The organism is Chitinophaga sp. 22620, from assembly GCF_052044405.1.
GTDB lineage: Bacteria > Bacteroidota > Bacteroidia > Chitinophagales > Chitinophagaceae > Chitinophaga.
Genome location: NZ_JBQEMV010000006.1, coordinates 1 through 13,479, shown reverse-complemented (window position 1 = coordinate 13,479; position 13,479 = coordinate 1). Strand labels below are relative to the sequence as shown.

Here is a 13,479-nt window from a genome sequence, read left to right as displayed (position 1 = left end):
CCGGGTTGAACATTAAATATAAAATAGCCGTCTATTATACGCTGTCCGCCGCAGTACTGCTGATCGCCTTTGCCGTGCTGTCTTACTACTTTTCCGCTGAAAGCAGGCGCGCAGAGTACCAGGACCGGCTTGAATACCGCGCCCGCTCTATCGGCAGCGTGATCATCGAGAATGACCATGTGCAGATCGGCCTGCTGCGCAAGCTGGACAAAACCACTTTCCAGGACCTTTACAACGAAACCATCCTCGTATACAACGGTCACTACGACCTGCTCTACACCAATATGCGCGATACCGCCGTGCGTACACCCAAATACCTGCTGGATTATATCAAAGAACACAAATATTACATCCAGAACGACGGCAACGGCGAAACGGCGGGCATTTATTACACGGAAGACAATGTGTCCGTGCTCGTTATCGTGTCTTCCTTCGACAAATACGGTTTCCAGAACCTGCAGAACCTTAGCCGCATCCTCGTCATAGAATTGATGGTGGCCGTAGTGATGCTGATAGGAGTGGGGTATTTTTTCGCGAAAAAAATGGTGCAGCCCATAGACAGCCTTGTGCAGCAGGTGGATTCCATCAACGCCAATAACCTGCAGGACGTGAAGGTGGACGTAAAGGGCAAAGACGAAATAGCCCAGCTGGGCGCCAACTTCAACACGATGCTGCAACGCCTCAGCCATAGTTTCCACCTGCAAAAGAGTTTTGTGAGCAATGCTTCGCACGAGCTGAGAACCCCGTTGGCGGCCATTATCAGCCAGCTGCAGGTAACCCTCGCCAAAGACCGGACAGGAGCGGAATACGCCATAGTGCTGCATTCCGTACTGGAAGACGCGCAGAGCCTTTCTGATCTTTCCAACGGTTTGCTGCAGCTGGCACAATCGGAGCTGAACCGGCAGGAATTCGTGTTCACCCCCGTGCGGGTAGACGAGCTGCTGTGGGAGGCCGGGGAGCAAGTGCGCGAAAAAAGGAAACCGGACGGGAAGGTGGAGATCCAGTTTCTGCGCGAGCCTGAGCTGGAAAGTTATCTCACCTGCAACGGCAACGAAGCGCTGCTGAAAGTGCTTTTCCTCAACCTGCTGGACAATGCCTGTAAGTTCTCCGCAAACCAGTCCGCCAGTGTCGCCATCGACTTCAACGACAGGTATATCATCGTGCATGTGAAAGACCAGGGCATGGGCATACCGGCGGATGAGCAGGGCCGCGTGTTTGAACCTTTCTTCCGCGGCAGCAACGGCCAGTCCGTGAGAGGGCATGGGCTGGGACTGTCTATCTGCAAAAAGATCGTGGAGCTGCATGAAGGGCGGCTGAGTTTGTTTTCCGTGCCGGGCGAAGGATCCACCTTCACGGTACAGTTGCTGCATGTATAGAACTTTTTGCATCAAATGTCATATTCAAACAAACCCATAATGGCAGCATGACCTGGCAACTGATAAATATCTTTTTCTTTGCCTTCCACACAGCATGGACGCTGTTCAATGTGCTCGGCTGGATATTTCCCCAAACCCGGAAATGGAACCTGGTGACGCTTTTGCTGACCACCTTTTCCTGGTTTGTGCTGGGTATCTGGTTTGGATGGGGATTCTGCCTGTGCACCGACTGGCATTGGCAGGTAAGAGCGAGATTGGGCTACCATGATGAATCATATTCCTATATTCATTTCCTGCTATTAAAGCTGACCGGCCTTAATTTTCCACCGAAGCTCGTGGATGGCGTGACACTGGCTGCCTTTATCATCAGCCTGGTCATGAGCATATGGCTCAACCTGCGCGACAGGCGTAAACGGTCAGCAAAAATTCCGTGATCTCCAAAACATATGTGGCGTTCATATCCCTTTACCGCAGCGGGATCTGCATGTCCGTGATATGCCCTGCGGACAGAAAGACGGCGCCGCCGGTGAATAAAATCCCTTAAATTTTTTTAATTCTTTTTTAAGCCGCCTTAAAGCCCTCTTTAATCCCCGGTTGGGAGCTTTGTATTCAAATGAAACAGCGCCGGCACCAATAGGGTGCAGCCCTTCAATACAGGCGGCGGCGGACAAATTTGAAGGCAATATAGACCAGCTGATCTCACTGGCAGGCAAAAGGAACAAACAGGTACAACTGGCTCAATGAAAAGCAGCCTCGTCCGCCGCCGCCTTTAATGAACTGAGGCGCACTCTGCGCCTGCAAACCTTGTTGGGAAGTCCGCTCCCGGTTATTCCAGCGGCGGGCGGTGATGTGATGCAGTATTATTCATCAGGGTCATACACGCTGCAACCGCTTACCAGCACCGCCCTGGCTAACCGGCCGGACCTTGCCCGGCACGCAATTATTCAACACCGTGAATTAACCGTTTTTCACAATGAGAACATATGCACTTCCTCTTGCGCTTGCAGCTGCCTTTCCCATATGGTTTGGGTGCAGGCACACGCAGGTGGAAGCCGCTGAAGCTGCCACCTTTGTGCTCAGCGATACCATGCTGGCCGCTCTTAAGATAGACACTACTGTTATCCGGCCTGTCGAGAACGAGCTGCGCCTTCCCGGTAAAGTGACGCCCGGTATGAGGATCATGGCCAACGTGTCCGAAACCGGTGTTTCCTTCCTGAAGGAAGGGTACCCGGTGGATATTTCCACCATCAGCTACCCCGATAAAATTTTCCACGGCAGGATAGACAAAGTGTATAACATGGCGGACCCCGGAACCGGGACCATGCGGGTGCGCATCCGACCGGACAATGAAGGCATGCTGCTGAAACCTGGGAAGTCTGCCTCCGTGCTGCTGCGGTACAACGAAGGCGTTGAAATGCCCGCCATTCCCAGTTCCGCGGTCATTTTTGATAAGGGGAAAAACTTTGTAATGGTGTTCCGGGATAAATTCAACATACACACGCGCGAGATAAAAGTAGCCAGGGCTTTGAACGGAACATCGTACGTCAGCCGCGGGCTGCAGCCCGGTGAAATGATCATTTCCCGCAACCAGTTACCGATATACGACGCGCTGAATAACTAACTGACAGGACATGAACCGTTTCATCGGGATATTGCAGGCTTTTCGCCCGGGAACAAATTCTGCCGCGCGCACAGGCATACATCGAAGAGCTAATACTTATCAATATCAAATAAAAAAATGAGGCTGCAAGGCCCCATCTTCCTTAACAATTAAAAATTAATACAATGAAAAAGATCATGTTTCTGATGGCCGCCGCAATGATCACCTTTGGTGGCATTTCCGCAGCCAACGCACAAACCAAACCCGCTGCAAAAACAGAGCAGAAAGCAGAGAAAAAAGAACATAAAGCAGAAAAGAAAGCCGGGCATCTTCACGCTAAAAAACATGAGGCGAAAAAGGAAACGCCGGCCAAACAATAGTCACAGGTTACAGGTTTTAGTTCGCATAAATAGGTTGATAGAATGGTCATGAAACAGCTCGTTTCATGGATTAATCCTCTCCGCCCTGCCGTAGATGAGAAAACGCAGGGCGGATTTTTTATGCGGTATAGTCAAAGCTTTATTCTTCCCCGGCTTCCTCTCCATCACTATGCCCGATGATCTCGCGCAGCGGCTTCACAGCCTGGTAAATGCCGCGGTTGTAACGGTTCCCCAGGATGATCACCGTAGCGGAGTCTTTCACGAAGCGGTAAAAAACAGTGTTGTTGCCATGCCACCAGCCATTGTGGTAAATGATCTTTTGCGTACTATCGGGGTATACGAGCAGCCGCCAGCCGAGGCCGTAGTTGCGGATACCGGGCTTTTCGTTGCTGTAAGGCGTGAATGCTTCCTGGAGAGTCTCAGGTTTGAAGAGTTTGCCGGAATACAGCGCCTGGTCCCATTTAAGCATGTCCTGCGCGGTAGAATAAATGCCTTTGTCACCCACGGCGCCGTCGAAGCTGTTGTCCGGCTCGGGCCGCCAGCTGGATAGATGGCTGATGGTCTGGTGCGGACGCGGAGTTTTTGAAGGATCCGCCACAAAAGTGTTGTTCATTTGAAGCGGGATGAAGAAGGTTTCCTGGAGGTAATCCGTATAGGTCTGGCCGCTCACTTTTTCGATAATGGCGCCGAGGATCAGGTAATTGGTATTGCAGTAGTTAAAATGCCTGTCCGGCTGGTACTGCACCTTCGGTTTATGCACCGTCATCAGGCTGATCACTTCTTCGTTGGTGAGGAAGTGCGATTTATCTTTGATAAGGCTGTCGCAGAAATAAAGATAATTGGGCAGGCCGCTGCGATGGTTCAGCAGCATGCGGATCGTGATGCCGGGATACGGGAAATCGGGGTAATAACGCTGGATGGAATCTTCCAGGCCGAGTTTCCCTTTTTCAAGCAGGCTCAAAACAGCCATACCGGTAAAGGTCTTGGAAACAGAAGCCAGCTGGAACATGGAACTGTCGGACACCGGGGTTTTGGTGGCATGGTTCTCCAATCCCTGGTAATGTTCATATAAAATGACGCCTTTTTTGGCCACCAGCACAGCGCCGCTGAATGAAGAGGCAGACAGGCGGGCACGCACCAGGTCAGCCACTTCGCGGCTGATACGTTTATTGCGCGGATCGTTGAGAACGGCTTTTTTTTCTTCGGCTGAAAGCCCGAGCGTATAAATAGAGGCTGATTTTTCGGGAGCGTTTTTTTCTTTGTTCCGGTGAGCAGAGCTGCTGTTGCACGCGGAATAAAAAAGTGTACCGGCGGATATGGCCAGTATTACAATTGCCTTCGAACGGTTCATTTAGTGCTACTGATAAGTATATTTAAAATCAGATTGTTAGCAATTTTCATGCCCTTTATACGGCTGAAGCGTGAAAATTATTCAAAAAAGGCTAAAGAAGAGGCTTCTTTTTTCATCAATCTCTAATTTGCCGGGCTTCTTATTTGATTTCTGCTCAAACTCCGCTAGGTTTGCGGTGACTTTTGAGGACAAAACCCTCGCTATTTTTGTCAGGTTATTGTCATTGACCGTAATATACCAGCACCATGAGCCAAAGAAAATTAACGAGTTATCCGAAAGAGAAGATCAACATCCTTTTATTGGAGAACATTAGTGATGCCGCGGTGGCGGAGTTCAAAGAAGCGGGTTATGTGAACACCCGTAAAATTACAGGCGCCCTCAGCGAGGCGGACCTGATCAGGGAAGTGAAAGATGTTCATTTACTGGGCATCCGGTCCAAAACCCAGGTAACCTCGGCCGTACTGGCCGCGGCCAACAAGCTCCAGGGAATTGGCTGCTTCTGTATCGGCACCAACCAGGTGGACCTGAAAAGCGCCACTGAGCATGGAGTAGCCGTATTCAACGCCCCTTATTCCAACACCCGTTCGGTGGCGGAGCTGGTGATCGGCCTGTCGATCATGCTGATCCGCCGCATTCCTGATAAGAATACGGCCGCCCACCAGGGTACCTGGATGAAAGAAGCCACCGGCAGCTACGAACTGCGCGGCAAAACCATCGGCATCGTGGGTTATGGCAACATCGGCAGCCAGGTGAGCGTGCTGGCGGAAGCGCTGGGTATGAACGTGCTGTATTATGACGTGGAAACCAAGCTTCCCATGGGTAATGCCGTTCAGATCAGGACCTTGAAAGACCTTTTCAAACAATCCGATATTATTTCGCTGCATGTGCCTTCCAACAAGAGCACATTGGATATGATCAATAAAGAGACGCTGAAGAATGTGAAGAAAGGCGCTATTTTCCTGAACTACGCGCGCGGGGAAGTGGTGGTGCTGGAAGATCTGAAGGAAGCGCTGGAAAAAGGCCAGCTGTCCGGCGCGGCGATAGACGTGTTCCCGGTGGAGCCTGAAAAGAACGGCGCCGCTTTCACCACGCCGCTGCAAAAGCTGCCCAACGTGATACTGACCCCGCACATCGGCGGCAGCACGGAAGAAGCACAGCACAACATCGGGCTGGACGTGAGCAGTAAAATGCTGAACTATCTCGAAAAAGGCGCTTCATTCGGCTCGCATACCGTTCCGGCGCTGAGCGTGCCGGCTATTGAGAACACTCATCGCATCCTGCACATCCACCGCAACGTGCCGGGGGTATTGTCCGAGATCAACAGTGCTTTATCCGGTAAGAACATCAACATCCTGGGCCAATACCTCAAAACGAACGAACAGATCGGTTACGTGGTGCTGGACGTGGATTCCAAGCTTTCAGCGGAAGCGTTTGCGCTGCTGAAAGAGGTGAACCATACCATCAAGACGAGAATGTTGTATTGATATTTCACCAATAAAGAAAAGCCTCCCTGTTATCCGGGGAGGCTTTTTTAATGCTTTTTTATCTCCGGATCTGGTCCATATCCACCATTTCTCCTGGTATCATCGGACTTTCTTTCATCTGTCCTTTGGTGGTAATTGCAGCTAATATACTATCACCCGGCATTATTTTGTTATCCCGCTAAAACTGCTGAGCTTTGCCCTTCAAATGACCGATCGAAATATGACCAAATTGCTGAAACTGGAAGAAGCGGCCATGTTTGTACTGGCTTTGCTGATGTTTTATCAGCAGTGCGCCATGTCGTCCTGGTGGTTCTGGGGTTGCCTGCTGTTGCCTGACCTCAGCATGCTGGGTTACCTGGCAGGCGCACGCACAGGAGCTTACATTTATAACTTTTTTCACCACAAAGGGGTGGCTTTGCTGATCTACTTCATCGGCACCTGGTTCCTGGTGGAGCCGCTGACCTTTGCAGGCATCGTGTTGTTCGCCCATTCTTCCATGGACCGTGTTTTCGGCTACGGCCTCAAGCTGGTGACCGGCTTCCAGGATACCCACCTGGGGCGTATCGGGAAGAAATAACCCAGGCTTTATGGGATCACCGTGATCGTATCGCGATGTAAATAGCCATTGAACCGCAGGAATTTCAGATAATGTGTACCAGGAGAGGTAAATGTATGCGTCAGGCTCCTGGTGATGTACACCATTTGTTTAGTACAGGCAGAATCACGCGGAACAAGCCCCCATACCTTTACCACCAGGGTATCCGCCTCTTTCCAGGTCTCAAAGGAATCGAATGAGCTGCAGCTGGTGGGCAGGTTAAATGTCACATCTATTTTGAAAGGTTTGCCGGCCTGGGCAGGCTCTGCCGATTGCGTGGAGGAAACGGACCCCGGTTCTTTTACCCACCTGATGGGGTCAGTAACGGGATCGTCGCTGCAGGAAACAGCCAGCAGCAATACAGCAGCCAGAAGCATGTACGTTTTCATATGTGTTTGTTATAAGGGTGTTGAATATTTTACCTCACTATAATAGTATCCCGGTGAACCTGGCTTTCATATCCGTCCTTGGCCGGGCCTACCCATTTGATATAATAGGTACCTGCCGCGGAATATGTTTTGGTGAAAGTGGTTGTGCGGCGCGGGAGATCATCGGTGCACAGGGCATCCTGGGGGTAACGGGCCACCACCTGCATAACCAGGGTATCCGCCTCAATGGAACTTGAAAAAGAATCGAACTGGCCGCAGCCGTTGAAAACGATAAAGGTCACCTCCATTTTGATGCTCCTCGCAACGCCGGCGTCCTGCAGCTCAGTCTTCACTACGGGGCTGATCTCTTTATTGAACTTACCATGATCTTTCCTGTTCTTTTTGCAGGAGGTGGAAGCCAGTAGCACGGCCGCGGCTATGAGGTATAATTTCATGGTATCCGTTTCAGGTTAAAACGGGGCCGTATGTTTAAAAGTTACAATGTTCCCAAAAAAGAGAGACCGCCCTGATGGGCGGCCTCTTCCAGTGAAAGGACCGGTTTCCTGTTTGCCGGGTTATTATCTTACTACGGTCACATCGCCTTTAAGGATGAAGGCAGGGCCGTTTGCTACTTTTTTATAGGTGAGCCACCATACAAAGGTTCCTACGTCTACCGGGCGGCCTTTGTAAGTGCCGTCCCAGCCCTGGTGCTGGTCTTTGCTGATGTACACCAGTTCACCCCAGCGGTTGAAGATGCGCAGTTCATAGTCGTACATCGGGCCTCTTACCACGGGGCGGAACAGGTCGTTGTTTCCATCTCCGTTCGGCGAGAAGGCGTTCGGTACTTCAGGTTTGCTGTCGCACTCTTTCACATCGATGGTGATCTCGTCTGTTGTGCTGCCGCAATCGTTGAACACTGTCACGCTGTAAGTGCCCGGCTGGGTCACCTCGATGGTGGCGGTGGTTGCACCGGTGCTCCACCTGTAAGCTGTGGCGTTGGTCGCGTTCGCTTTCAGGATGTGGCGGCGGCCGTTACAGATGATGGTATCGTTACCCAGGTTCACCGTCGGCGGGCCTGCGATGGTCACCCTGATGCTGTCTTCCTGGTACCTGTCGCAGTAGCGGTCCAGTATGCCCAGCTTGTACACGCCGCCCGTGCTGATGCTCTTCACAGGGTTCAGGTCTCCGTCGTTCCAGCGGTAGGTGGCCGCATCCGGGTTACGTGCGTCGATGATGATGCTGCCGCCGGGGCACATGATGCGGTCCGGCCCGAGATCAAAGGTCATGTTCGGGCGTTCTGCCACTCTCACGGATTCCCTCACCACGCAATTGTCCCTGTACACAGCCACTGAGTAAGTACCGGCCCTGCTTACGAGGATGGAGTTGCCCATCTCGCCGGTGCCCCACTGGATGCGTCCCGCATTCGTGTTCACGGTCAGCATGACGGTCTGGCCCGGGCAGATAGTGGTATCCCTGCTCAGCGTGATATCCGGCGGCGGGTTCACGGTTACGTTGATGGTATCTATCGTGATACAGCCATTCTTGATCACCTGCACCCAGAAGCGTTCATGTGTGCTCACATTAATGCTCGGCGTAGTGGCGCCGGTGCTCCAGAAGTAGCTGGAAGCGCCTTCAACGGTGGCGTTGAGCGTAACGCTCTGGCCGCGGCAGATGGTGGTGTCCGGAATATCGATCAGCGGCATCGGGATCACGCTCACGTCTATCGAATCGATGGCGGTACACATGCCGTTGCTTATGGTCACGCTGTATTTGCCGGCCTGTGTTACCCTGATGCGCTGGGTGGTTTCGCCGGTGCTCCAGGTGATGTTGTACCCGAAGTTGGCCGGGCCTGCGTCCAGTACCATACCGTTACCGCCGCAGAGGCTGGTGTCTTTGCCAAGGTTTACCACCGGCATAGCCAGGTAGTTGATCGTGTAGGTCATGGTGTCGGACACACAACCGGTTACACCGTCGCGTACAATGAAGGAGGCTGTGGTGGCGCCGTTCACGTTGAACCTTGGGTTGCCGGATGTGATCGGTACCTGTACTGCATTGGCAGGAGTAACGCCTACCAGTGTGTATACCGGCCTGTTCACATTACCGCGCGTTCTGAGGGTGATGAACGGAGTGGTGCTACAGTTAGTGAATACATCCGCTTCAAGCTCAGGTTTCGGGCAAGGCATCACGATGATGCGCTGTATCACGTCCCGGGCTGCATTGCCGCACTCGTCTGTAATGCTCCATCTTCTGATGATGGTGTAGCCGTTGCAGAGGTCCGGCGTATACGGATCCACGGTGTATCTCACTTTTTTCGGGAAGCTGGCGTCGCAGTTGTCTGTGGCGTTCAGCTCTATCATTGTTGTAGGTATCGGCTGGCCACAGGTCAGTGTGATGTCTGCCGGCGGCGTTTCGATCACAGGTCTTGTAGTGTCCCTTACCGTGATCACCTGGCGCATTACAGCGGTGTTGCCGCATTCGTCTTTGGCCGTCCAGGTGTAGATGAGGCGGTAGTTGCTGGTACAAGCGCCCGGGATGTTCTCACGCTGCTGGTTGAAGCTCACGCTTACCGCGCCCGGCATGCTGCAGTTGTCTGATGCAGTGATGCTGATGGGTGAGGGGATAGCGTCGCAGCTCACCATCGTGTCTGCAGGGGCTGCCATGTTAAATACAGGCCTGGTGGTATCTATCACCGTGATCACCTGTGTGGCCGTGGCCGTGTTGCCGCACTCGTCGCGGGCAATCCAGGTGCGGGTGAGCCTGTAGTTGTTGATGCAATCGGCGGACAGCTGCATTCTCCTGAAGCTGTACGTTACGGTTACATTGTTGCCGGAACAGTTGTCGGTTGCGGTCATTACCGGCGCGCCAGGTACCGCGTCGCAGTTTACGGTGATGTTGGTGGGCGGCTGCATGGTAAATACCGGTGCAGTTCTGTCTTCCACGGTCAGGGTCTGGCTTACGGCGGTGCTGTTGCCACACTCGTCGGTCACGGTCCAGGTGCGTATGAGGCGGTAGTTGTTCGCACATGCGCCCGGGATATTCTCGCGCACTTCGTTCTTCACAATGGTCAGCATGCTCACCGGAGAACAGTTGTCTGTCGCTGCCAGGTCCGGCTGTACGGGTATCGCATCGCACGGAACGGTGATGTTGGCAGGGGCGGAAGCGGTGAACACCGGGGCTGTATTGTCCTGAACGGTGATGATCTGTTCAACCGTCCTGCTGTTGCCGCACTCGTCTGTTGCGGTCCAGGTACGTACCAGGCGGTAGTTGTTCGCGCAGGCGCCGGGGATGTCTTCGCGGCGTTCTGCTTTCACGATACGTATGCCGGCAGCGGGGCTGCAATTATCGATGGCGGTCAGGTCCGGCTGCATGGGTATGGCGTTACATTCCACGGTAGCGTTGGCCGGGGTGCTCATGGTGAACGTAGGCGCAGTGCGGTCTGTCACGGTCAGTACCTGTGTTACGGTAGTGGTGTTGCCACATTCGTCAGTAGCGGTCCAGGTGCGTACCAGGCGGTAGTTATTCGCGCATGCTCCCGGGATATCTTCCCTCCGTTCTGCTTTCACGATCGTTACGCGGTTGGATGGCGTACAGTTATCTGTCACGCTCAGGTCCGGCTGCGCGGGTATATTGCTGCATTCCACGGTAGCGTCTGCCGGCACGGATACGGTGAAGGTCGGCCTTGTGGTATCCTGTACGGTCAGCGTCTGTGTAACTGTTCTTGCGTTGCCGCATTCGTCTGTCGCGGTCCAGGTATGTACCAGGCGGTAGTTGTTCACGCAGGCGCCGGGGATGTCTTCACGGCGTTCTGCTTTCACAACGCGTATGTTGTTGGTAGCGGAACAGTTGTCTGTTGCGGTCAGGTCCGGCTGCGCGGGGATGTTGTTGCAATCCGCGGTAGCGTCTGCCGGTACAGGCATGGTGAATGTCGGCGCAGTGGTATCTGTTACGGTGATCACCTGCGTTACGGTGGTGCTGTTGCCGCACTCGTCTGTCGCGGTCCAGGTGCGAACCAGGCGATAGTTGTTCGCACAGGTTGTCCCTGGTATTTCTTCCCTGCGCTCAGCGCGGGTGATGGTCACGTTTGCGGACGGGCTGCAGTTGTCGGTAGCGGTCAGCTGGGGCTGTGCCGGGATGGCGTTACATTCTACGGTCACGTTCGCCGGTACCGGCAGGGTAAACGCCGGCCTGGTGGTATCCTGAACGGTTACGATCTGCATACCGGTAGAGGTGTTGCCACATTCGTCAACGGCTGTCCAGGTGCGTATCAGGCGGTAGTTATTCACGCAGGCGCCGGCGATGTTCTGGCGTACTTCGTTCCTGGTCACGGTTACATTGGCAGCAGGGCTGCAATTGTCCGTGGCGGTCAATACCGGCTGCACCGGGATGGCATCGCAGTTCACGATAGTGTCGCGCGGAATCTGCATGGTGAATACCGGCCTGGTCGTATCCTGCACGGTGATCAGCTGGATCACGCGGGTGATGTTGCCGCATCCGTCGTTAGCCGTCCAGGTGCGCAGCAGCCTGTAATTATTGGCGCAGGCGCCCGGTATATCCACGTGTTGCTCATCGTAAGTGATGCTCACGGTGGATGCGCAATTGTCTCTTGCGGTCATTGCCGGCGCTGTCGGGATCGCGTCGCAGTTTACAGTGGTGTCGCGCGGGATCACGGTGGTGAACACCGGTTTGGTGCGGTCTGCCACGATAATGGTCTGCGTAAGGGTGGTGGAATTACCACACACGTCTGTCGCGGTCCAGCTGCGGATCAGGCGGTAGGTGTTGGCGCAGGTGCTGCCTATCCTTTGCTGCGCTTTGGTGATGCTCACAATGCCGGAGCAATTGTCCGTAGCGGCCAGGTCGGGTTGTGCAGGCACTGCGTCGCACTCAACGGTGATGTTCGCGGGAGCCGGGGTGGTGAACACCGGCGGCCTTGTATCCTGTACGGTGATGACCTGTACAGCGGTGGTAAAGTTGCCGCACTCGTCGGTAGCGGTCCAGGTTCTGCGGAGCTGGTAATTGTTCACGCAGGCGCCCGGGATATTTACGCGGGTTTCGTTGAAAGTAATGGTGATCCTGTTGCCCGGGCTGCAATTGTCTCTTGCAGTCATCGCCGGTGCGGCCGGGATATTGTTACATTCTACCGTTACGTTGGCCGGGATGGCAGATGTGAATACAGGTGCTGTACGGTCTACCACGGTAATGGTCTGTGTTACGGTAGTGGCGTTGTTACATTCATCCAGCGCTGTCCAGGTACGTATCAGCAGGTAGTTATTGGCACAGGCGCCGGGTATGTTCTGCCTGATCTCGTTCTTCAGTATCCTGATGGTATTGGCAGGGCTGCAGTTGTCGGTAGCAGCCAGGTCCGGCGTTGCGGGGATGGCGTTACATTCCACGGTCACGTTGGCAGGCGCCGCAATAGTGAATACCGGCGGCCTTGTATCCTGAACGGTGATGGTCTGTATCACGGAATCACGGTTACCGCATACGTCAGCAGCGATCCACACGCGGCGGAGCTGGTAGTTATTGCGGCATGCACCGGCGGCGCGTACCGTATCCTGCCGTCTGGTGATGGTCACCAGGCCGTTACAATTGTCGGTGGCAGCCAGGTTTGGCATTACAGGGATGGCACTGCATTCCACGGTTACATTGGCCGGAGCCGGCGTTGTGAACACAGGCGGACGGGTATCACGAACGGTAAGGATCTGAATTACGGAGTCACGGTTACCGCACACATCCGCAGCGATCCATACGCGGCGGAGCTGGTAGTTATTCAGACATGCACCAGCAGTGCGTACGGTGTCCTGGCGTCTGGTGATGGTCACCAGGCCGTTACAATTATCGGTGGCGGCCAGGTTGGACATTACCGGGATGGCGCTGCATTCTACGGTCGCATTGGCAGGTGCGGGCGTTGTGAACACTGGCGGACGGGTATCACGAACGGTGATGATCTGTATCACCGAATCACGGTTACCGCACATATCGGTGGCGATCCATACACGGCGGAGCTGGTAGTTATTCAGACAGGCACCGGCGGTGCGTACCGTATCCTGGCGTCTTGTTACTGTTACCGAGCCGGCGCAGGCGTCATTACCTGTAAGGTTGGGCATTACCGGTATGGCGTTACATTCCACAGTCACATTAGCAGGAGCAGGGGTTGTGAACACCGGAGGACGGGTATCACGAACGGTGATGATCTGTATTACAGAGTCGCGGTTACCGCACACATCGGCAGCGATCCACACACGGCGGAGCTGGTAGCTATTCAGGCAGGCGCCGGCAGTGCGAATGGTATCCTGACTTCTGGCAATCGTCACAGCACCCATACAGG

The 13,479-nt window shown here is 54.0% G+C and carries 10 protein-coding genes; 6 read left to right on the top strand and 4 right to left on the bottom strand.

Annotated features, from left to right (window positions below):
- Positions 1-5: 5 nt before the first annotated feature.
- The 4 genes from ACTJIK_RS23915 to ACTJIK_RS23900 all read left to right on the top strand — a co-directional run bounded on the left by ACTJIK_RS23915 (position 6) and on the right by ACTJIK_RS23900 (position 3,356).
- On the top strand, positions 6-1,376 hold the full coding sequence (locus tag ACTJIK_RS23915) for a HAMP domain-containing sensor histidine kinase (protein WP_440650068.1): 1,371 nt from the start codon (positions 6-8) through the stop codon (positions 1,374-1,376).
- A gap of 47 nt (positions 1,377-1,423) precedes the next feature.
- The gene (locus ACTJIK_RS23910; RefSeq protein WP_440650067.1) at positions 1,424-1,810 is read left to right on the top strand and encodes a DUF2784 family protein; all 387 of its coding nucleotides are present in this window, start codon (positions 1,424-1,426) and stop codon (positions 1,808-1,810) included.
- Between the two features lie 539 nt (positions 1,811-2,349).
- Positions 2,350-2,997, top strand: a complete 648-nt coding sequence (locus ACTJIK_RS23905) for an efflux RND transporter periplasmic adaptor subunit (protein WP_440650066.1) — start codon at positions 2,350-2,352, stop codon at positions 2,995-2,997.
- Positions 2,998-3,161: 164 nt separating this feature from the next.
- A complete protein-coding gene (locus ACTJIK_RS23900; protein ID WP_440650065.1) occupies positions 3,162-3,356 on the top strand; it encodes a hypothetical protein in 195 nt (64 codons plus the stop codon).
- Between the two features lie 139 nt (positions 3,357-3,495).
- Here the strand turns inward: ACTJIK_RS23900 and ACTJIK_RS23895 are convergent, their stop codons facing one another.
- Entirely contained in the window at positions 3,496-4,707 is a 1,212-nt protein-coding gene (locus tag ACTJIK_RS23895; protein ID WP_440650064.1) for a serine hydrolase domain-containing protein, read from the bottom strand.
- A 245-nt stretch (positions 4,708-4,952) separates the two neighbouring features.
- Between ACTJIK_RS23895 and serA the strand changes: the two genes are divergently transcribed.
- Together serA and ACTJIK_RS23885 are read left to right on the top strand one after the other, a co-directional pair.
- Positions 4,953-6,191, top strand: a complete 1,239-nt coding sequence (serA, locus tag ACTJIK_RS23890; RefSeq protein WP_440650063.1) for a phosphoglycerate dehydrogenase — start codon at positions 4,953-4,955, stop codon at positions 6,189-6,191.
- 220 nt (positions 6,192-6,411) lie between these two features.
- Positions 6,412-6,768 (top strand): DUF4260 domain-containing protein, encoded by a 357-nt coding sequence (locus tag ACTJIK_RS23885; protein ID WP_440650062.1) that lies wholly within the window; start codon positions 6,412-6,414, stop codon positions 6,766-6,768.
- A gap of 8 nt (positions 6,769-6,776) precedes the next feature.
- Here the strand turns inward: ACTJIK_RS23885 and ACTJIK_RS23880 are convergent, their stop codons facing one another.
- The 3 genes from ACTJIK_RS23880 to ACTJIK_RS23870 all read right to left on the bottom strand — a co-directional run bounded on the left by ACTJIK_RS23880 (position 6,777) and on the right by ACTJIK_RS23870 (position 13,465).
- Positions 6,777-7,175 (bottom strand): hypothetical protein, encoded by a 399-nt coding sequence (locus ACTJIK_RS23880; protein ID WP_440650061.1) that lies wholly within the window; start codon positions 7,173-7,175, stop codon positions 6,777-6,779.
- Between the two features lie 29 nt (positions 7,176-7,204).
- Positions 7,205-7,609: a hypothetical protein gene (locus ACTJIK_RS23875; RefSeq protein WP_440650060.1), complete on the bottom strand. Its 405-nt coding sequence runs from the start codon at positions 7,607-7,609 to the stop codon at positions 7,205-7,207.
- Between the two features lie 123 nt (positions 7,610-7,732).
- Positions 7,733-13,465 (bottom strand): HYR-like domain-containing protein, encoded by a 5,733-nt coding sequence (locus ACTJIK_RS23870; protein WP_440650059.1) that lies wholly within the window; start codon positions 13,463-13,465, stop codon positions 7,733-7,735.
- Positions 13,466-13,479 lie beyond the last annotated feature (14 nt).

Coding starts and splice junctions, on each gene's coding strand:
- ACTJIK_RS23905 (WP_440650066.1), top strand. CDS start 2,350: ATGAGAACATATGCACTTCCTCTTGCGCTTGCAGCTGCCTTTCCCATA.
- ACTJIK_RS23910 (WP_440650067.1), top strand. CDS start 1,424: ATGACCTGGCAACTGATAAATATCTTTTTCTTTGCCTTCCACACAGCA.
- ACTJIK_RS23895 (WP_440650064.1), bottom strand. CDS start 4,707: ATGAACCGTTCGAAGGCAATTGTAATACTGGCCATATCCGCCGGTACA.
- ACTJIK_RS23885 (WP_440650062.1), top strand. CDS start 6,412: ATGACCAAATTGCTGAAACTGGAAGAAGCGGCCATGTTTGTACTGGCT.
- ACTJIK_RS23880 (WP_440650061.1), bottom strand. CDS start 7,175: ATGAAAACGTACATGCTTCTGGCTGCTGTATTGCTGCTGGCTGTTTCC.
- serA (WP_440650063.1), top strand. CDS start 4,953: ATGAGCCAAAGAAAATTAACGAGTTATCCGAAAGAGAAGATCAACATC.
- ACTJIK_RS23875 (WP_440650060.1), bottom strand. CDS start 7,609: ATGAAATTATACCTCATAGCCGCGGCCGTGCTACTGGCTTCCACCTCC.
- ACTJIK_RS23900 (WP_440650065.1), top strand. CDS start 3,162: ATGAAAAAGATCATGTTTCTGATGGCCGCCGCAATGATCACCTTTGGT.